The 18,539-nt window shown below is 49.9% G+C and carries 19 protein-coding genes; 7 read left to right on the forward strand and 12 right to left on the reverse strand.

The window, feature by feature from the left end; genetic code table 11:
• Positions 1-17 precede the first annotated feature (17 nt).
• Together hutI and hutG are read left to right on the forward strand one after the other, a co-directional pair.
• The gene (gene hutI / locus ICL55_RS27040) at positions 18-1,247 is read left to right on the forward strand and encodes an imidazolonepropionase (RefSeq protein WP_188103482.1); all 1,230 of its coding nucleotides are present in this window, start codon (positions 18-20) and stop codon (positions 1,245-1,247) included.
• A gap of 4 nt (positions 1,248-1,251) precedes the next feature.
• Complete coding sequence (gene hutG, locus ICL55_RS27045; RefSeq protein WP_188103484.1) at positions 1,252-2,253, forward strand: formimidoylglutamase; 1,002 nt, start codon at positions 1,252-1,254, stop codon at positions 2,251-2,253.
• Between the two features lie 180 nt (positions 2,254-2,433).
• On the opposite strand, the gene ICL55_RS27050 is transcribed toward hutG, so the two are convergent.
• Positions 2,434-3,252 (reverse strand): CHAD domain-containing protein, encoded by an 819-nt coding sequence (locus ICL55_RS27050; protein ID WP_188103486.1) that lies wholly within the window; start codon positions 3,250-3,252, stop codon positions 2,434-2,436.
• A 107-nt stretch (positions 3,253-3,359) separates the two neighbouring features.
• On the opposite strand from ICL55_RS27050, the gene ICL55_RS27055 reads away from it, so the two are divergent.
• Positions 3,360-3,950, forward strand: coding sequence for a hypothetical protein (locus tag ICL55_RS27055; RefSeq protein ID WP_188103488.1), 591 nt, complete (start codon positions 3,360-3,362; stop codon positions 3,948-3,950).
• A gap of 97 nt (positions 3,951-4,047) precedes the next feature.
• On the opposite strand, the gene purU is transcribed toward ICL55_RS27055, so the two are convergent.
• The gene (gene purU, locus ICL55_RS27060) at positions 4,048-4,914 is read right to left on the reverse strand and encodes a formyltetrahydrofolate deformylase (protein WP_188103490.1); all 867 of its coding nucleotides are present in this window, start codon (positions 4,912-4,914) and stop codon (positions 4,048-4,050) included.
• Between the two features lie 64 nt (positions 4,915-4,978).
• Here purU and ICL55_RS27065 point away from each other — a divergent pair, with 64 nt between their 5' ends.
• Together ICL55_RS27065 and ICL55_RS27070 are read left to right on the forward strand one after the other, a co-directional pair.
• Positions 4,979-5,452 (forward strand): metallophosphoesterase family protein, encoded by a 474-nt coding sequence (locus tag ICL55_RS27065; RefSeq protein WP_281392607.1) that lies wholly within the window; start codon positions 4,979-4,981, stop codon positions 5,450-5,452.
• 23 nt (positions 5,453-5,475) lie between these two features.
• The gene (locus ICL55_RS27070) at positions 5,476-6,534 is read left to right on the forward strand and encodes a DUF4421 domain-containing protein (protein ID WP_188103494.1); all 1,059 of its coding nucleotides are present in this window, start codon (positions 5,476-5,478) and stop codon (positions 6,532-6,534) included.
• Between the two features lie 258 nt (positions 6,535-6,792).
• Here the strand turns inward: ICL55_RS27070 and ICL55_RS27075 are convergent, their stop codons facing one another.
• The 3 genes from ICL55_RS27075 to ICL55_RS27085 form a co-directional block, all read right to left on the reverse strand.
• Positions 6,793-7,374 (reverse strand): LOG family protein, encoded by a 582-nt coding sequence (locus ICL55_RS27075; RefSeq protein ID WP_188103496.1) that lies wholly within the window; start codon positions 7,372-7,374, stop codon positions 6,793-6,795.
• Positions 7,375-7,389: 15 nt separating this feature from the next.
• Complete coding sequence (locus tag ICL55_RS27080; protein WP_188103498.1) at positions 7,390-8,019, reverse strand: HD domain-containing protein; 630 nt, start codon at positions 8,017-8,019, stop codon at positions 7,390-7,392.
• Positions 8,020-8,109: 90 nt separating this feature from the next.
• Positions 8,110-10,383 (reverse strand): aconitate hydratase, encoded by a 2,274-nt coding sequence (locus ICL55_RS27085; protein WP_188103501.1) that lies wholly within the window; start codon positions 10,381-10,383, stop codon positions 8,110-8,112.
• A 294-nt stretch (positions 10,384-10,677) separates the two neighbouring features.
• Between ICL55_RS27085 and ICL55_RS27090 the strand changes: the two genes are divergently transcribed.
• The gene (locus ICL55_RS27090; RefSeq protein ID WP_169224613.1) at positions 10,678-10,899 is read left to right on the forward strand and encodes a PspC domain-containing protein; all 222 of its coding nucleotides are present in this window, start codon (positions 10,678-10,680) and stop codon (positions 10,897-10,899) included.
• 160 nt (positions 10,900-11,059) lie between these two features.
• On the opposite strand, the gene ICL55_RS27095 is transcribed toward ICL55_RS27090, so the two are convergent.
• Positions 11,060-11,467 carry a hypothetical protein gene (locus tag ICL55_RS27095; RefSeq protein WP_188103503.1) on the reverse strand — a complete coding sequence of 136 codons (408 nt, stop codon included), beginning with the start codon at positions 11,465-11,467 and terminating at the stop codon, positions 11,060-11,062.
• A gap of 67 nt (positions 11,468-11,534) precedes the next feature.
• On the reverse strand, positions 11,535-12,356 hold the full coding sequence (kdsA, locus tag ICL55_RS27100) for a 3-deoxy-8-phosphooctulonate synthase (protein ID WP_188103505.1): 822 nt from the start codon (positions 12,354-12,356) through the stop codon (positions 11,535-11,537).
• A gap of 253 nt (positions 12,357-12,609) precedes the next feature.
• Between kdsA and ICL55_RS27105 the strand changes: the two genes are divergently transcribed.
• Positions 12,610-13,548 (forward strand): NAD-dependent epimerase/dehydratase family protein, encoded by a 939-nt coding sequence (locus ICL55_RS27105; protein WP_188103507.1) that lies wholly within the window; start codon positions 12,610-12,612, stop codon positions 13,546-13,548.
• A gap of 132 nt (positions 13,549-13,680) precedes the next feature.
• Here ICL55_RS27105 and ICL55_RS27110 read toward each other — a convergent pair whose 3' ends face one another.
• From ICL55_RS27110 to dapB, 5 genes are all read right to left on the reverse strand, one after another.
• Positions 13,681-14,928, reverse strand: a complete 1,248-nt coding sequence (locus tag ICL55_RS27110; protein WP_188103510.1) for a sulfate adenylyltransferase subunit 1 — start codon at positions 14,926-14,928, stop codon at positions 13,681-13,683.
• Between the two features lie 33 nt (positions 14,929-14,961).
• Complete coding sequence (gene cysD, locus ICL55_RS27115) at positions 14,962-15,870, reverse strand: sulfate adenylyltransferase subunit CysD (RefSeq protein WP_188103512.1); 909 nt, start codon at positions 15,868-15,870, stop codon at positions 14,962-14,964.
• A gap of 39 nt (positions 15,871-15,909) precedes the next feature.
• Positions 15,910-16,593: a phosphoadenylyl-sulfate reductase gene (locus ICL55_RS27120; protein ID WP_188103515.1), complete on the reverse strand. Its 684-nt coding sequence runs from the start codon at positions 16,591-16,593 to the stop codon at positions 15,910-15,912.
• A gap of 645 nt (positions 16,594-17,238) precedes the next feature.
• Positions 17,239-17,658: an RrF2 family transcriptional regulator gene (locus tag ICL55_RS27125; protein ID WP_078672022.1), complete on the reverse strand. Its 420-nt coding sequence runs from the start codon at positions 17,656-17,658 to the stop codon at positions 17,239-17,241.
• Positions 17,659-17,818: 160 nt separating this feature from the next.
• Positions 17,819-18,535, reverse strand: coding sequence for a 4-hydroxy-tetrahydrodipicolinate reductase (gene dapB / locus ICL55_RS27130; protein WP_188103517.1), 717 nt, complete (start codon positions 18,533-18,535; stop codon positions 17,819-17,821).
• Positions 18,536-18,539 lie beyond the last annotated feature (4 nt).

The following is an 18,539-nucleotide window of genomic DNA, read 5'->3' on the forward strand; positions in this document are numbered from 1 at the left end:
CAATAAAAAACGTTCCCATGAAAATACTACTCGGTCCTTTCTCGCAAATCCTTCCCCTTAGCGGCTTGTCGCTGAAAGGTACTTTGCAGGACGAACAACTGACCGTTATCGAAAAAGGCGGTGTAGTGATCAACGCAGGTAAGATCGTGGCCATCGGGCCATACAAAGCGCTGCTGCAGGAACATCCCGACTGTGAAGTGGCTTTCATCGATCAACCCATGGTCCTGTTGCCGGGCTTTATCGACTGCCATACGCATATCTGTTACGATGGCACCCGCAACCGTGATTACGCGATGCGCATCGCCGGGAAGAGTTACCTGGAGATAGCCCGCGCCGGTGGCGGTATCTGGGACTCTGTCACCAAAGCACGTGTAGCCGATCTCGTTACCCTCGTGGAAAATACGGTTGCCAGAGCTAACCGCCACTTGCTGGAAGGCGTTACCACCATAGAAGTGAAAAGCGGCTATGGGCTTAACTTTGAAAGTGAAGTGAAGATGCTGCGCGCTATCCGGCAGGCGTCACTGCATACGGCTGCCACCCTGGTACCTACCTGCCTGGCCGCCCATATGAAACCACGTGATTTTTCCGGTACAGAAGAGGAATATCTGCAATGGGCGCTCGATGAGCTGTTGCCCGTACTGAAAACAGAATCGCTGGCAGACAGGGTGGATATCTTCATCGAAGAAACTGCTTTCTCTGCGAAAGCTGCGCTGACCTATCTGCAAAAAGCCCGTGAACAAGGCTTTGCCGCTACGGTGCATGCGGACCAGTTCAGCGCTGGCGGAGCAGCAGTGGCAGTGGCGGCTGGCGCATTATCGGCCGACCATCTGGAGGCCAGCAGCGACCATGAAATTGACCTCCTGGCAAAATCTGACACCGTGGCGGTAGTATTGCCAGGTGCCTCCCTCGGTCTGGGCATGCATTACGCCCCGGCACGCAGATTGCTGAATGCTGGTGCGTCGGTGGCCATCGCGAGCGACTGGAACCCGGGATCTGCCCCCATGGGCGATCTACTGGTGCAGGCCGCTGTGATGAGCGCAGCAGAAAAACTGTCGACCGCTGAAGTATTGGCAGCCCTGACATACAGGGCCGCGCTGGCACTGCAGCTGAAAGACGCAGGTCAACTGCTGGCTGGTTTTGCCGCGGATATGCAGGCCTACCCCACAGCCGATTTCAGGGATATCCTGTACTATCAGGGTAAAATGAAACCGGCGAAGGTGTGGAAAAAAGGAGAATTAGTTCAATGATCTTATGATAACAAAAGATAGTTACCGGCCAACAGCCCTCAACACATGGGCCGGCCGTATCGATGGTACAGAAACAGACCTGCTGCGCTGGCATCAGGTAGTCCGCACAGTAGACCTGTTGCAACAACCGCTTCCTGCCCTGCAAAAAGGACAGAAAGGGGTGGCATTCCTCGGATTTGCCTGCGATGAAGGGGTGCGCCGCAACAAAGGCCGCACCGGCGCCGTAGAAGGCCCGGGCGCCCTGAGAAAAGCAGTGTCCAACTTCCCCGCCCATTTTGAGGAAAACACCGTTTTGCTCGATGCCGGCGATATCGTTTGTGCCAATACCGAACTGGAAGAGGCACAAATGGTACTCAGCGAAGCCGTACAAGCACTGCTGACGGCCGGTTACCTGCCGGTACTGTTGGGCGGCGGCCATGAAATTACGTATGGCCATGCCAGTGGTATCCGCAAGTTCGTGCAGAAGAAAGGTAACGTCGGGCTGATCAACTTCGATGCTCACTTCGATATCCGCATCCCCGGCGAAGAAGGGCCCAGCTCCGGCACCGGCTTCTGGCAACTGGCGCAGGACTGTAAAAACAACGATGAAGCATTTAACTATCTCGCCCTCGGTATCCAGAAAAACGGTAACACCCGCCAGCTTTTTAATATCGCCGGCGAAGAAGGGGTGACCCATGTCGGCGCTGATGCTTTCCACCTAAACGATAAAGACACGCTGCTGGCAGCTATACAGCATTTCCTCAGTCAGGTGGACCATGTGTACCTCACTACCTGCCTCGATGTTTTTGCGGCTGCCTTTGCACCCGGCGTAAGCGCCACCGCTTACAACGGTATTCTGCCGGGAGGCATGTTCCTGCAATGTTACAGAGCTATCATGCATAGTGGGAAAGTACGGGGCGTGGATATCGCGGAACTGAACCCCTCCCTCGACCAGGACAACCGTACCGCTAAACTGGGCGCGGCCATCATCTTTGAAACACTGATGGCGTACTGCGGAGAAGAATAAAACATGTAGGGATTTTTTGATTTTCGATTTTTTGATTTTGCGAATAAAAAGACCGAAGAACAAAGCATTTACGGATTTTTTGATTTACGATTTTTTGATGTCGGGAATCATAAAATAGAAGACCGAAGCGAATAATAAATCGCTTCGGTCTTTTTATTCGCAAAATCAAAAAATCGCAAATCAAAAAATCCGTAAATGTTTTACGCTTTCTGCCAGTTTTTCCCTGGTCTCTCTTTGCAACAGCTTAATCAGCAGTGACACCTCTTCCGGCAGTTTAATCTTTTCCTTTCTGATATGCGTGGCGGTCGCTTTTACGAACAATAACAGTTCGCTGGCATCATGCCATTGCCCCAGCAATTCGCCGGCTTTTTTGGCGTGCCGTAGTTGTTCCCGGTGGCGATGTGTATGATGGGGTAGCTGCGTCACAATGCCCAGCTGATAATAAAGCCGTTTCAGGCGTTTACGCAGTTCATGCCAGGAGGCGGCAGGAGCGTTGCTTTCGGGCAGTGTTGTTTCATCGTACATCACGGTCACATGACCCACGATAGCATCGATGGCGGCTGTTTCATCGATGTCTGCAATAGCCGCTTTAAAGGCGTCTGGCAGCCGGGAAAGTTTTTTCACGGAAAGGCGTTCCACCGTAGCTTCCAATGCCCGGTCGGCAGTGGTTAATTGTGTTTTCAATAACAGGTGCGCTACGGAAAAACGCCAGCCGACGGTTTTTTCATGTTGCGTCAGGAACTGTTCCTGTAAGCGGGTGTCGCGGGAGATGCCGCCAATGTTCTGCAATAGCCGGACGGTGCGGAGATAGGAGCCTGTTTTCAGTTGATAACCGGGGATTTCCTTTGCCACCGCCAGCAGGGCGCGTATCTTCTTACTTCCCACCCGCAACTGATGGACAGCCTGCTGTCGCCGGGAGGGATGCGGGAGGGCTTCAAATGCGGTCACGATGGTGGCGCAGGCAGTCTCCATGTACTCGTGCAGAATGGATTTCAGCATTATCTTAAAGTTAACAAAAAAAGGAGGATGCCCCGGGAAAAAATAGGTAGAAATACGCACCGTTATGCTTCGCGCTTTTCATAGTTTTGCCCAAAATCCACACGATTATGCAAATCATCCCCAAAATGGCGGCCGTTGTATTGCTGGCAGCCATCGGACTTCCGGCCGTAGCGCAGAAGATCAAACTGATCGATGGCGATCTGTCTGCCCTGAAAAATGAAAAGCAACTGAACGTTGAATTCACCTACGATCAGTTGAAAGTCGGCAAATTCGACAATGAAGCAGATTACATCCAGAAGAAAACAACGGAATACAACCAGAAAGAAGCCGGCAAAGGCGATACCTGGGCCAAAGCCTGGAAAAACGATCGTAAAGACCGTTTCGAGCCCAGCTTTGCCTCTCTCTTTAACGAGAACAGCGACACGAAAGTAGGTGACTATTCCGGCGCTAAATACACCCTGGTTTTCCACACCACTTTCATGGAACCGGGCTTCAACGTAGGTGTTATGCGTAAAAACGCCTATATCGACGCGGAAGTGCTCATCGTGGAAACTGCCAGCAAAAAAACGGTGGCTAAAATCTCCGTGGACAATGCTCCCGGCCGTATCTTCGGTGGTTTCGACTTCGACACCGGCGAACGTATCAAAGAAGCTTATGCCGTTTCCGGAAAGAAACTGGCAAAGTTTATCAACAAATAATGGTCCGGCGTCTGACATCAAAAGATCATATATACAAAAAATCCCTGCTGATGGCTTATCAACAGGGATTTTTTGTTGGATGTCCTATAGGGGTATTTTAAAACACAATTGTCTTATTGCCATGTACGATCACTCTGTTATCGATATGTGCTTTCACAGCACGGGTGAGCACCTGCCGTTCTATATCACGGCCCAGCATCACCAGGTCGTCTACGGCATGTTTGTGGCTTACCCGGGCAACGTCCTGTTCAATAATAGGACCTTCGTCCAGTTCGTTGGTAACGTAGTGAGCGGTGGCGCCAATCAGCTTCACGCCACGCGTGTAGGCGTTGAGGTAGGGGCGGGCGCCGGCGAAAGCTGGCAGAAAGGAATGATGTATGTTGATAATACGCTGGGGATATTGTCCTACAAAGCGGGGCGACAGGATTTGCATGTAACGCGCCAGCACGGTGAAATCAACATCATGTTGCTGTAGCAGGTCTATGGCTGCCTGTTCCTGTGCGGCTTTATTACCGGCATCAACAGGCAGATAGTGGAACGGCAGGCCCAGCGAGGTGCATTCTTTTTCCAGTTTGGTATGGTTGGAGATGACCACGGGAATGTCTACCGCCAGCTCACCATTGCGCCAGCGCCATAACAGCTCCATCAGGCAATGGTCATAGGAAGATACCATGATGGCCATCTTCTTGCGCTGGTCGCTGTAATGGATCTGCCATTCCATCGCCAGCGGTGTGGCCACCTTTTCCTGAAAAGACTGCTCCAGACCGGCTTTGTCAGTGATGTCCAGCTGTATCTCCATACGCATGAAAAACAATCCTTCACGCGGATCGGTACTGTGTTGGCTCGCATCGAGTATATTTGCACCGAGTTGGAAAAAAAAGACAGAGACACCGGCTACAATACCAGGCCGGTCAGGACAACATATCAAAAGGCAGGCGATCGTTTGTACAGGGGTATTTTGCATAGATCTAAAATAAAAAATAATCATATAAAGCTATAAAGTATTTCCGTTGAAAAAAATCGGGCTAATGTCAGATACACACAGCTATCTGCATCCACAGGTATTTAAGTATTTTGAAGAGGTAGATGAAATATGGCATGCAGGCGATATCGGCAATGTAGGGCTGGCCGACCAGCTGGAGGCATTTAAACCTTTCAGGGCGGTGCATGGTAATATCGACGGCGCGGATATCCGTATCCGTTATCCGGAAACACTCCGCTTTACCGTGGAAGAGGTAGAGGTGTTAATGACCCACATTGGCGGCTACCCGGGGAAATATGCCCCCGGTGTCCGGGAGATGCTGAAGAAAGATCCCCCGAAACTCTTTATCTGTGGGCATTCCCATATTCTGAAAGTGATGCCCGACCCGGCATTGCAATTGTTACATATGAACCCGGGCGCCTGTGGCCAACAGGGATGGCATAAAGTAAAAACCCTGCTCCGGTTCCGGCTCGATCAGGGCCGCATTGAACAACTGGAGGTAATTGAATTACCCGGCTGATACTTATAACGACAAAAGAACTTATGACCAAATTTGTATTATTAATATTGATGATGATAGGTGGATGCATTCGTGTGGCGGCCCAGGGGAAATTCTTCAAATGGCTGCAGACAAAGAATGACACGGCTTACATCGAAGAGCATACGGAAGATATTACCTTCCGGCTCTATGGCTCCCGGAAATTCACCAGCTACGATATCATCGACAGAAAACAAAAAAAGAACATATTATACCGCCCTAATACCCCCTTCAATATCGGAGTGGGGGCCAACTATCGCTTTATCGGTATCAATCTGGGATTTAATTTCCCCTTTATCAACAGGCACAACGAAAGATTCGGCAATACCCGTTATATCGATCTGCAATCACATATCTACCTGCGTAAGCTGGTAGTCGATTTCTACGGACAATCTTACAAAGGATATTATATCGCCAATCCGGAGAAGGTTTTCGGGAAAGAATACGCGCAACAGAACCCTTATCCTCAACGGCCCGATATCCGCAACAGGGGACTGGGCCTGAATGTGCAGTATATCTTTAATGACAAACGTTTCTCTTACCGGGCGCCTAATCTGCAAAATGAATATCAGAAGAAAAGCGCGGGGTCTTTTATTGTGGGAGGAGAATTTTTTCTGGCGAACATCAAGGGAGACTCTTCACTCATTCCGTCCAATATCGTGGATACTACTTTCCTGCGGGAACAACACTATTACAAAAGTGGTATCGTGAGTCTGGCTGCCAATATCGGATATGCACATACGTTTGTTTACCGGCAACACTTTTTCCTGTCACTGTCAGTGACTACCGGCCTCGGCGCTGCTAAAACAGGGTTGCATTACGATAATGGGGAGGTAGGGCATAATGTGGGCCTCCAGTTCAGTAATACGATCCGGGCCTCCCTGGGCTATAATTCCAGCCGCTATTTTGCAGGGGTGCACTATGTGGGCATGACTACCCGCAGCAAAATGCCCGAACCGCATACCTATCAGGCTTTTGGAACGGGCAATTTCAGGGTAAGCCTGGTACGCCGTTTCGAGTTAAAGAAACCGCTGTGGAGAACCGGCATGTTATCTAAAGGATAAGAAACAAAATCACACTTCTTAGCAGCTGAGCACCTTCGTGAGCAATTTCCACTCACCTCTCCGCTCCTTTGCTTCTTCGCTGCTTAGCGCCTTTGCGAGAACAATCTCCGCTCCTTTGCTTCTCCGCTCCTTTGCTTCTTCGCTGCTTAGCGCCTTTGCGTGAGCAATCTCCGCTTCTTAGCTTCTTAGCTGCTTAGTGCCTTTGCGAGAACAATCTCCGCTCCTTTGCTTCTTAGCTCCCTTATTCCCTTTGCGTGCCTAGCTTTGCGCCGGTGTGATCCACTTCGGCTTTTCTGCTGGTTGGTACTGTTCCATCTTCGTCAGCAGCTCATCGATTTGATCGCTGTACAGCAGCATGTCCCGGTTGGAAGCGGAAAGGAACCCTTTCTCCGTCATGGTCTGCGACAGCAGATGCAGCGCATCGTAAAAGCCGTTGGTATTGAGCATGCCAATAGGCTTCTGATGCAGTCCCAATTGCCCCCAGGTGAGCATTTCGAACAACTCTTCCATGGTGCCAAAACCGCCTGGCAATGCAATGACGCCGTCTGACAGCTCATTCATTTTAGTTTTCCGTTCATGCATGGTATCTACCAGTACCAGTTCGGTGAGACCATTATGCGCCAGTTCTTTCTGTTGAAGGAAATGGGGCAATACGCCAATTACTTTTCCTCCTGCCTGTAAGGCGCCATCGGCTACAGCGCCCATCAGGCCTACTTTTGCGCCACCATATACCAGCGTGATATTGCGTTGGGCAAGTGCTGCGCCCAGTTGAAGGGCCTGTTCCTTGTAGGCCGGATCATGGCCGGCACTGGAACCGCAAAAAACGACGATACTTTTCATATGCATTTATTTCCGTTATAAGTTATTCAGTTCTGTCTGTATGTTTTGCCGCGCCTGTGTTTCATATTGTTGTTGAAAATCACGGGTGCGGTAAATGGCAGGCATCTCCAGAAAATGTTGTAATACTTTTTTTCTGCCGGGGTTATAGACGAGGTCAGGATAGACGCTGTATTCCTGGCGTATTTGCTGTGTATAGGCCTGGTAGGCTTCCGGCGAGGTGCCCAGTATCTGCAGGTCAAAGTCCAGGAAATAGTCCAGGTCCGGGTTGCTGCCGGTGTTAACGTGCGTCTGTGTGGCGATAATGAATGCTGCTACAGCATCGGTTTTCTCTGTGGGGAAAGTGGTCTGCCGGAGATATTCAACAGCGGCCACGGCGCTCTGCTGTTCGTTGTCGCGCTGTTGCACGTCGTACACGATATCATGAAAAAAGATGGCATACTGCACTATGTCCGGAGCTGTAAGCCGACCGGCATAGGCATTTTGCAGCGTCAGCAGCTGGGTGATGTGCTGCAGGTTATGATAGTGTCTTTCGGGGCCACGGTAGGCGGTCTGAATGTCCGCAAAGGTTTGTGAAGCGAGGGTATTGTCGGTCGTATACGGATGATTCAGCCGGGTCCAGATCTCGCTGATAACGGGAATGGGCATATGGTGATGATTTACCAGGGCAAATTAAAAAGAAAAACGGGCAGAAAGTTCTGCCCGTTTTCCACATATGTGATTCAACCGTAGGTTGAATTATTTTTTGTTTTTGGCTGCTTCTGCACGGATTACGTTCAGTGCGCCACCGGCTTTGAACCACTCGATCTGTTGTTCGTTGTAAGTGTGGTTTACAGCGAATTCATCGGTGCTGCCGTCTTTGTGATGCAGCACTACAGTGAGTTGTTTACCTGGAGCGAAGGTAGTCAGGCCCAGGATGTCGATGGTATCATCTTCCTGGATTTTGTCGTAATCTTCTTTGTTGGCGAAGGTCAGACCGAGCATACCTTGTTTTTTCAGGTTGGTTTCGTGGATACGGGCGAAAGATTTCACCAGGATGGCACGAACGCCGAGGTGACGGGGTTCCATCGCAGCGTGTTCGCGGCTGGAGCCTTCACCGTAGTTTTCGTCACCTACTACTACAGCGCCGATGCCGGCAGCTTTGTAAGCACGCATGGTAGCAGGAACAGCACCGTATTCACCGGTGAGGGAGTTCTTAACGGTATCGGTTTTATCGTTGAACGCGTTTACCGCGCCGATCAGCATGTTGTTGGAGATGTTGTCCAGGTGACCGCGGTATTTCAGCCATGGACCAGCCATGGAGATGTGGTCAGTGGTACATTTACCTTTTGCTTTGATGAGGAGTTTCAGGCCTTTCAGGTCTGTGCCTTCCCATGCAGCAAAGGCGTCCAGCAGCTGGAGACGATCGGAGGTAGGAGATACGATCACCTGTACTTTGCTACCGTCTTCGGCAGGAGCCTGGTAACCGGCGTCATCTACTGCGAAACCTTTAACCGGCAGTTCAAAACCGGTCGGTTCGTCCAGTTTCACGTCTTCGCCGTTTTTGTTTTTCAGGGTGTCAGTCAGCGGGTTGAAGGTGAGGTCACCTGCAATAGCCAGTGCTGTCACGATTTCAGGAGAAGCTACGAAAGCGTGGGTAGAAGCCAGGCCGTCGTTTCTTTTCGCGAAGTTACGGTTGAAGGAAGTGATGATGGAGTTTTTACGGTTAGGGTCATCGATGTGACGGGCCCATTGACCGATGCAGGGACCGCAGGCGTTAGCCAGCACTACACCGCCTACCTGGTCAAAGGTAGAGAGCAGACCGTCTCTTTCGATGGTATAACGTACCAGTTCAGAGCCTGGTGTGATAGTGAACTCGGATTTCATGTCCAGCTGCTTGTCGATAGCTTGTTTAGCCAGGGACGCGGAGCGGGAGATGTCTTCGTAGGAAGAGTTGGTGCAGGAACCGATCAGGGCTACTTCCAGTTTCTCAGGCCAGTTGTTTTCTTTGATCGCTTGTGCAAATTTGGAGATAGGCCATGCCAGATCCGGAGTGAACGGACCGTTTACATGAGGCTCCAGGGTATTCAGGTCGATTTCGATGACCTCGTCGTAGTATTTTTTAGGATCTGCGTACACTTCAGCGTCCGGACGCAGGTGATCTTTCACCGCATCAGCCAGGGCGGCAACTTCCGCTCTGCTGGTCACTTTCAGGTAGTCAGACATTTTGCTGTCGTAAGCAAACACGGAGCAGGTAGCACCGATTTCAGCACCCATGTTACAGATAGTGCCTTTACCGGTGGCGCTCAGGCTGTCAGCTCCTTCGCCGAAGTACTCCACGATAGCGCCGGTACCACCTTTTACGGTCAGGATACCCGCTACTTTCAGGATCACGTCTTTGGCGGAAGTCCAGCCACTCATTTTACCAGTCAGCTTCACACCGATCAGTTTCGGCATTTTCAGCTCCCAGGGAAGGCCTGCCATCACGTCTACCGCGTCAGCACCACCAACACCGATAGCCAGCATACCCAGACCACCCGCGTTAGGCGTGTGGGAGTCGGTACCAATCATCATACCGCCGGGGAATGCATAGTTTTCCAGCACTACCTGGTGGATGATACCAGCGCCGGGCTTCCAGAAACCGATGCCGTATTTGTCAGAGATGGAAGAAAGGAAATCGTAAACTTCTTTATTAGTGTCAACAGCAGCCGCCAAATCTTGTGTGGCGCCTACTTTGGCTTGTATAAGGTGGTCACAGTGTACTGTGGAGGGAACCGCAACTTTCTCGCGGCCGGCGGTCATAAACTGGAGCAATGCCATCTGGGCAGTTGCATCCTGCATCGCTACACGGTCCGGCGCAAATTCAACGTAGGATTTGCCTCTTTCAAAAGGCGTGGTAGTTGGTGCGTACAGGTGTGCGTATAAAATCTTTTCGGCAAGTGTGAGCGGACGGCCTAACAGCTGACGGGTCGCTTCCACTTTACCCGGTAGTGCCGCATACACTTTTTTAATCATGTCAATATCAAACACCATGGGAAAAAAATAATTTAAGAGCGGTTAAAAATTGCACGCAAAATTAACTAAAAACAACAAGTTTTTAAATTAATTACTGAAGATCCCGACAGAATTTACCATATCCACTATCCGAAAAACAAGCGGGGCAAATTGGGCACCACCTTTAAAAGAATTGTTAAAAAATGTTATATTAAGTTTTTACCCCCTGTCTGGAATAACCGGACACAGCCACCCCTCAGGCCGCACCCCTGTTAAATTACGGCAGTGACGGCCACTATTGTTTTTCCGGGGGAAATTTGATACATTTGAAACATGAACCGGATTAAAGACTTTTTGGAATGGAAGGCCTTTGGCGTATGTTCCGCCATCGGAGAGAAACTGGGCGTAGCCACCTCCAGGATCCGCTTCTTTTTCATTTATGCTACTTTTCTGACCATGGGGTCCCCCGTGATCGTCTACATGATCCTCGCCTTCTGGATGAATATGAAGAATTATATTCTCAACGGCAGAAGAAATCCGCTGCGTTACCTCTGATTCAATTAGTCATTTATTTATTTTTTCATTTATTGGGCTTGCATACGGGCAAAGCTCCCAACAGGCTGCTTTTATGGTATAAGGCCTCCTGAAAATGACAAAGAGGATGTAACCGGCGCCCCGGCCACATCCTCTTTGTCGTATATGCTTCATCCGGCGTCTATTCCAGATGGAAATTGGTCATACCATGATAATGGTTCTGCAATTCATTCAGCGTAATAGGCGCGTTCAGATTCCTTGTCTCATCGCGGTAATGCAGCTGCAGCAAGGGCTGATTGCCCGGCTCATGTACACGTACGGAGAACGGTCCCCGCACATATAATTTGCCTTTGCCATTGCCGGACTGGTTAGCTTCCAGATGGAATTGCAGTCTGAGTAAGGTAGCCTCGTCCAACGGAATAGAGTACAGGTTGTCGAGATCATACCAGAACTCATTCGTGTCATTATCGGTGGCCACAAGCACTTTTTTATCCTCATGATCCACCTGTAGAATCTTCCCCGGTTTCTCTACACCGCCGTAATTGGTAATTACCGTATCTCCGGTTTTTAAATGGTGTAAACTGATCATAGTGAGCTGTTTTTAGTGTTTCATGAATTTACACAAAACGAACCAAAACAACAAGGGGAAGCAGACCTTATAATTTCACCGCTACTTTCCGCAGTTCTACCAGTTTTTCCAGCAGTTCCTCCAGCAGATCGAGACGCAGCATGTTGGCGCCGTCAGATTTAGCGCAGGAAGGGTCCGGATGGGTTTCGATAAACAGCCCGTCTGCCCCGGTGGCAATAGCCGCCTTGGCGATAGTGCTGATCATCTGCGGATTGCCGCCGGTAACGCCGCTGGTCTGGTTAGGTTGTTGCAGGGAGTGCGTACAGTCCATGACCACCGGCTGTCCCAGATGTTTCATCACCGGGATGTTGCGGTAATCTACCACCAGGTCCTGATAACCGAAAGTGGTACCTCTTTCTGTCAAAATGATATGTTCATTGCCAGCTCCCTTGATTTTCTCTACGGCAAATTTCATGGACTCACCACTGAGGAACTGACCTTTCTTTACATTGACTACCTTGCCTGTTTCCGCAGCGGCCAACAGAATGTCTGTCTGGCGGCAAAGGAAGGCGGGTATTTGTAATACATCCACGTAAGCAGCGGCCATAGCGGCTTCGGCGGCGGAGTGGATATCAGAGGTTACGGGTACATTGAATGTTTTGCCCACTTTCTGTAACAGTTCCAGCCCTTCTACATCACCAATACCTGTAAAGGAATGTACGCTTGTACGGTTGGCCTTCCGGTAAGAGGCTTTGAATACGTAAGGGATAGACAGACGTTTGCAGATACCGGAAACTTTCTCTGCTACTTCCATCAGCAGTTCTTCTTCTTCTATCACACACGGACCAGCAATCAGGAAAAAATTTTCCGGATTGTATTGTTCTTTGAACAATGATTTTAAATGCTTCATAATTTTATAACTATTGGGTCATTAATCGCCATGCAAAGATAGTCTTTCCCGGCATTAACAGACCCCCGTATCCGCTGTTCTGCCCTATACGAAAAGTTAAAATTGTCATACTTTTGTAATCCGGGATTGGAAAGTCCACCCGTTGCAGTTTTTATTGTTATAGCATTGTCATGCGCGTGGGTACGTGGAACGGAAATATCGCCGAACCTGTTAATATTACGCTCTCAAATTATTGCTTACAATTTTCGTTTATATGAAGAAAGATAAGATCCTGGTTATTGGTGCCTGCGGACAAATAGGCGTGGAGCTGACCCTGGCGTTAAGGAAAATGTATGGAGATGCCAACGTGGTGGCATCGGATCTGCGCGAAGAACATGAGCTGCTGAAAGGAACAGGCCCGTATGTGTCGCTGGACGTGATGAACAAGGAAATGCTGCACGTATTGATCATCCGGCACAACATCACCCAGGTATACCTGCTGGCAGCCATCCTGTCTGCTACCGGTGAAAAAAATCCACTGCTGGCATGGCATATCAACATGCAAAGCCTGCTCAACGTACTCGATATCGCTAAGGAAGAAAATATTGATAAGGTATACTGGCCCAGCTCCATCGCGGTATTCGGTCCCAATTCCCCGATGCAGGACACGCCACAGCATACCATCATCGAACCAACTACCATCTACGGTATCAGCAAATTCGCCGGTGAACGCTGGTGCGAATACTACAATCACCGTTATGGCGTAGACGTGAGAAGCCTCCGTTATCCCGGCCTGATCAGCTACAAATCCGCTCCGGGCGGCGGTACTACCGACTATGCGGTGGAAATCTTCCATGAAGCAAAAGAAAATAAAAAGTACACCAGCTTCCTGTCAGAGAATACCTACCTGCCCATGATGTATATGCCGGACGCTATCCGCGCTACCATCGAACTGATGGAAGCCGATGCCTCCAAAATATCCGTGCGCTCAGCGTATAATCTCTCCGCTATGAGCTTCTCTCCTAAGGAGATCGCAGCAGAGATCAAAAAACATATTCCTGAATTTGCCATCAGCTATGAACCGGACTATCGCCAGCAAATCGCTGACGGCTGGCCTAACAGCATGGACGACAGCCTCGCCCGTGCCGACTGGGGCTGGAAACACGAATATGATCTGGAGAAGATGACGGCGGACATGCTGAAAAACATATAACCGTCACCGTGAGGATGCGGTGTTAAGCTTCGCATATTATTGTTTGATTTGAGTATAAAATAAGGCCCGGTGATATCTTCACCGGGCCCTTGTTTTTATATGATAGCCCAGGGCTTCAGCCCTGGGGACTGATTATATCAAAGTCCCTACGGCAACGGTGGTATTGTTGAACTCATCAATCAATATAAACGCGCCGTTAGCGGGGTTTTCTGCGTAGAGGTCAGCAAAGACAGGCTGGGCTGTTTTAAGGGTAATGCTGCCAATATCATTTAAGCCCATATCATTTTTACCTTCAATGTGTTGGTAACTGGTTACATCGATGACGAAGTTGATCTGCTGCACTTTTGCTTTCACACGGTTAATACCATGCTGGAGCAGGTAGGTTTTACCGGCCACCAATTTCTGTTGGTCCATCCAGCAGATGTTGGCGGTGATTTCTTTGCGTTGTTCGGGAATGTTGTCTGTTTTCACGAGCATGTTGCCACGGCTGCTGTCAATTTCATCTTCGAGGGTGATGACCACACTCTCGCGGGCATGGGCGGCAGGCAGCTGCTTTTCAAACTGCTCGATGGTTTTGATTCTGCTTTTCTGTCCTGATGGCAGGGAGATGATTTCATCGCCCACGTTGAAATGGCCACTGGCCACTTTACCGGCGAAGCCACGGAAATCGTGGTATTCGGTGGTACGGGGACGGATAACGCTTTGTATCGGGAAGCGGGCCGGGTGACGGCTGTCTTCCTGATCAAAGGAGACCTGCTCCAGGTAATCGAGCAGGGTAGGGCCCTGGTACCAGTTGATAGAACCGGTGCGGGTAGCCACGTTTTCGCCGTACAGGGAAGAGATCGGGATGAATTTCACTTCCTGTGCTTTATAGGAGGCGCTGGCCAGCAGTTGCTGGAAGTCTTCCACGATCTGATTGAAACGGGCTTCGCTGTAGTCTACCAGGTCCATTTTGTTGACACATACCACGAGATAGGGAATGCGCAACAGACTGGCGATAAAAAAGTGACGGTGTGTTTGTTCCACGATGCCTTTGCGGGCATCGATCAGGATGAGTGACACCTGCGCGTTGGAGGCGCCGGTCACCATGTTACGGGTATATTCAATATGGCCGGGCGTATCGGCGATAATGTATTTACGGGTAGGAGTAGAAAAGTAGATATGCGCCACGTCGATGGTGATGCCTTGTTCCCTTTCTGCCACGAGGCCGTCTGTCAGCAAAGACAGATCGGTGAAGTCGAGCCCTTTGCGTTTGCTGGCGGCGTGGAGTGCCTCCATTTTATCCTGGGGGATAGAGTTGGTGTCGTATAAAAGACGGCCGATCAGGGTACTTTTCCCATCGTCTACACTACCGGAAGTGGCTATACGTAAAACCTCCATATGCGTTCGCTTTTTTGCTGTAAGAAGTAAATGTTAAAAGTAACCTGCCTGTTTTCTTTTCTCCATGGCGGCTTCAGAGCGTTTGTCGTCTATACGTGCGCCACGTTCGGAAATTTTGGCTTCCATGATTTCTGCGATGATGTCTTCCAGCTTATCGGCTTCAGACAGTACGGCAGCGGTACAGGTCATATCACCCACGGTACGGAAGCGTACTTTCTGGCGGAAAGGCACTTCATCGGCGGTGGTGTTGAGGTAGGTGGAATAAGGCCAGTAGAGCCCGTCACGCTCGATGATGTCTCTTTCGTGGGCGAAGTAGATGGAAGGTATTTCCAGTTTCTCCCGGCGGATGTAATTCCATACGTCCAGCTCTGTCCAGTTGGAGATGGGGAATACACGTACGTTTTCACCGATATTGATTTTTCCGTTGAGGATGTCAAACAGTTCAGGGCGTTGCATTTTAGCGTTCCACTGACCGAATTCATCGCGTACGGAGAATATTCTTTCTTTAGCGCGGGCTTTTTCTTCATCGCGGCGTGCGCCGCCGATGCAGGCGTCGAATTTTCCTTCTTCGATGGCATCGAGGAGGGTAACGGTCTGCAGGGCGTTGCGGCTGGCATACTTGCCGGTTTCTTCCTGTACTTTGCCCTGGTCGATGCTGTCTTGTACGTTGCGTACGATCAGGTCGAGACCGAGCGTGTTCACCAGCCAGTCGCGGAACTCAATTGTTTCCGGGAAATTATGGCCGGTGTCTACATGCAGCAGCGGGAAGGGTACCTTCCCCGGATAGAAGGCTTTCTGGGCCAGTCTCACAAGGGTAATGGAATCTTTACCGCCGGAGAAGAGCAGTACCGGCTTCTCGAATTGTGCGGCCGTTTCGCGTAATATGTATATGGCTTCGTCTTCCAGCGCCTGTGGAAATTCCCAGTTTATCTGATGTGTCATGGGTGACAAAAATTTTATGATTGCAAAGGCTGTTTTCTTTTATCCGTGCAGGCCGCATTCTTTGTGCGACTGTTCCCACCACCACCGACCGGCGCGCGGATGTTCTCCCGGCTCGATGGCGCGTGTACAGGGTGCACAACCGATGCTGATAAAGCCTTTGTCGTGCAGTTTGTTGTAAGGAACGTTGTGTTGGGAGAGGTACGCCAGTACTTCATCATATCCCCAGTGGATGAGGGGATTGTATTTATAGAGGTGGCGTTGTTCATCCCATTCCAGCGTTTGCATGTCGTGGCGGTTTTCGGATTGTTCGGCACGTAGTCCGGTGATCCATACTTTTACGCCTTCCAGCGCCCTGTTGAGCGGTACTACTTTACGGATGCCGCAGCACTGTTTGCGGTTTTCCACGGATTCGTAAAAGCTGTTGGGGCCTTTTTCGCTGACCAGTTTTTCTACGGCCGCTGTTTCGGGGTAAAACACTTCGATCGGCTGTTTGTAACGGGCAAGGGTGACGTCCATCACGTCATAGGTCTCCTGGAACAGGCGTCCTGTGTCCAGTGTAAATACCCTCACGGGTAAATGGTTACGCCAGATAATGTCTGCGATTACCTGGTCTTCCTGGCCAAAGGAGGTAGAAAACGCCACGGCACCCGGATATTGCTCCAGGAGATATTGTATGGCTTCTACCACCGGCTTGTTGGCCAGTGCGTTGGTAATGTCTGTCATGTAATCTTCCTTAAAGATAATTGCCTAGTGCCAGCGCGTACTTTTCAGTGACGCCGTACACAAAAATACATAAATCCTATAAAAAAGATAGACTATTGTGTTGAAAATTTGTCGTTTGTTAGGGAATGAGCTATGGGCGCGGATTAGAGCGGTGGGGATAAACCGGGGCCCTGGTGCCGCGGGGCTGCATGGAATAGGGGAAATTGTTGCCGGGGCACGGGAACCCAGGGCTAAAGCCCTGGGCTATGATTGTTGTTCAAATTCGTTAAGTGCCATGTGCATTCATAATGGGTCCCGGACCGATGGTAATACGGTTGTTGAGAGAAATTTATCCAGATATATAGGCCTTCGGCCGATGTAAATGTGCTTGTTTTGGGGGATCAGGGATATAATGGCCTTCGGCCGATAGGAATGCGATTATTGCGAGAATTGCTTCCAGGTGTATTGATCCGGGATGGATATCTGTGGGCCTCTGGCCTCCCAATATTACCGCTGGCTTTAAAAATTAATAGGTGTCTCCACTACTAACATTCTCCTCATAAAAAGAATTTGAACAACCATCGTAGCCCAGGGCTTTAGCCCTGGGAAAAAAAATGCCGGCACGAAATAACTCGTGCCGGCCGGATAATTTGCTCGCTGCGCTGGTTATGCGTTGCGGGTAAGAATATCTTTTAATGTTTTTGTCTCCAGCAGTTTCAGGGTGGCGTCCCTTACTTTGCTCATCACTTCATTCAGGCCGCATACCGCTTCATCGCGACAGTTCTCGCAGCGCTCATAGTAGTTGAGGCTTACGCAGGGTAACAGTGCGATGGGGCCGTCCAGCAGCCGGATGATCTTGGCCAGTGCAATCTCTTTCGGAGGACGCATCAGATAATATCCGCCGCCTTTCCCTTTCTTACTGCCCAGAATACCGGCATTTTTCAGCTCCAGCAGGATGTTTTCCAGGAACTTGATAGAGATATTCTTCTCCTGTGCGATCTCGGAGATCAGGATAGGCCCTTTATCAACATTTTCTGCCAGATGAATGAGTGCGTGAAATGCGTATTGTGTTTTTTTAGATAACATACTGACTTATTTGCATCCCTGGGGATGACGCTATCGGTGCTGCAATGAACATTTTTGACGTAACAAATATAAGCTCTTCTTTTGAGTTTTATGTTTCGGCAGCCTACGTGGAGCGTGACAGGAATAAATAATAATTGATTTTCAGTTCATTATACAACCTCTACAGGTTCAGCACGTCTCTCATGGTGAACACGCCTGTCTTACCTTTCAGCCATTCCGCTGCCACAACGGCACCGGCAGCAAAGCCTTCGCGGGAATGTGCGGTATGCGTGATCGTGATATCGTCGATCGGAGAGGAGTAATGAATGGTATGGGTGCCCGGTGCGGGGTCTATTCTTTTGGAAATGATAGACAGCATGTCAGCCTGCTGTGTTTCTTCATTGACCCAGCCTTTTTTCCGGTCAACGGAAGCCAGCAGCTGTTCAGCCAGTGTGATGGCGGTCCCGCTGGGAGCGTCCTTTTTCTGGGTATGGTGGATTTCTTCCATCCATACGTTGTATTGCGGCTGAATAGCCATCAGGGCTGCCAGTTTCTTGTTGACTTCAAAAAAGATATTGACGCCGATGCTGAAGTTGGTGGCATGTAAAAAGGCGTGATGGCCTTTTTCGCATTGTGCATTCACTTCCGGCAGCTTCTCCAGCCAGCCGGTGGTGCCACTAACAACGGGTACATTGGCTTCAAAGCACTTTTGTATGTTATGGTAAGCTGTTTCGGGGGTGGTGAATTCAATGGCCACATCTGCCTGTCCGAGATGCTCCCTTTCCAGCAGATGCTGGGCATCGTGATCTATTCTCAGAATTACCTCATGACCTTTGGCAGTGGCAATGGCATCGATCGCCTTACCCATTTTACCATATCCGATTAGTGCTATTTTCATGACC

It is taken from the genome of Chitinophaga varians, assembly GCF_014529945.1.
GTDB classification, from domain to species: Bacteria; Bacteroidota; Bacteroidia; order Chitinophagales; family Chitinophagaceae; genus Chitinophaga; species Chitinophaga varians.

Excerpts from the sequence above, each read along its gene's own strand:
- hutI (WP_188103482.1), top strand. The coding sequence starts at position 18 with ATGAAAATACTACTCGGTCCTTTCTCGCAAATCCTTCCCCTTAGCGGC.
- hutG (WP_188103484.1), top strand. The coding sequence starts at position 1,252 with ATGATAACAAAAGATAGTTACCGGCCAACAGCCCTCAACACATGGGCC.
- ICL55_RS27050 (WP_188103486.1), bottom strand. The coding sequence starts at position 3,252 with ATGCTGAAATCCATTCTGCACGAGTACATGGAGACTGCCTGCGCCACC.
- ICL55_RS27055 (WP_188103488.1), top strand. The coding sequence starts at position 3,360 with ATGCAAATCATCCCCAAAATGGCGGCCGTTGTATTGCTGGCAGCCATC.
- purU (WP_188103490.1), bottom strand. The coding sequence starts at position 4,914 with ATGCAAAATACCCCTGTACAAACGATCGCCTGCCTTTTGATATGTTGT.
- ICL55_RS27065 (WP_281392607.1), top strand. The coding sequence starts at position 4,979 with ATGTCAGATACACACAGCTATCTGCATCCACAGGTATTTAAGTATTTT.
- ICL55_RS27070 (WP_188103494.1), top strand. The coding sequence starts at position 5,476 with ATGACCAAATTTGTATTATTAATATTGATGATGATAGGTGGATGCATT.
- ICL55_RS27075 (WP_188103496.1), bottom strand. The coding sequence starts at position 7,374 with ATGAAAAGTATCGTCGTTTTTTGCGGTTCCAGTGCCGGCCATGATCCG.
- ICL55_RS27080 (WP_188103498.1), bottom strand. The coding sequence starts at position 8,019 with ATGCCCATTCCCGTTATCAGCGAGATCTGGACCCGGCTGAATCATCCG.
- ICL55_RS27085 (WP_188103501.1), bottom strand. The coding sequence starts at position 10,383 with ATGGTGTTTGATATTGACATGATTAAAAAAGTGTATGCGGCACTACCG.
- ICL55_RS27090 (WP_169224613.1), top strand. The coding sequence starts at position 10,678 with ATGAACCGGATTAAAGACTTTTTGGAATGGAAGGCCTTTGGCGTATGT.
- ICL55_RS27095 (WP_188103503.1), bottom strand. The coding sequence starts at position 11,467 with ATGATCAGTTTACACCATTTAAAAACCGGAGATACGGTAATTACCAAT.
- kdsA (WP_188103505.1), bottom strand. The coding sequence starts at position 12,356 with ATGAAGCATTTAAAATCATTGTTCAAAGAACAATACAATCCGGAAAAT.
- ICL55_RS27105 (WP_188103507.1), top strand. The coding sequence starts at position 12,610 with ATGAAGAAAGATAAGATCCTGGTTATTGGTGCCTGCGGACAAATAGGC.
- ICL55_RS27110 (WP_188103510.1), bottom strand. The coding sequence starts at position 14,928 with ATGGAGGTTTTACGTATAGCCACTTCCGGTAGTGTAGACGATGGGAAA.
- cysD (WP_188103512.1), bottom strand. The coding sequence starts at position 15,870 with ATGACACATCAGATAAACTGGGAATTTCCACAGGCGCTGGAAGACGAA.
- ICL55_RS27120 (WP_188103515.1), bottom strand. The coding sequence starts at position 16,593 with ATGACAGACATTACCAACGCACTGGCCAACAAGCCGGTGGTAGAAGCC.
- ICL55_RS27125 (WP_078672022.1), bottom strand. The coding sequence starts at position 17,658 with ATGTTATCTAAAAAAACACAATACGCATTTCACGCACTCATTCATCTG.
- dapB (WP_188103517.1), bottom strand. The coding sequence starts at position 18,535 with ATGAAAATAGCACTAATCGGATATGGTAAAATGGGTAAGGCGATCGAT.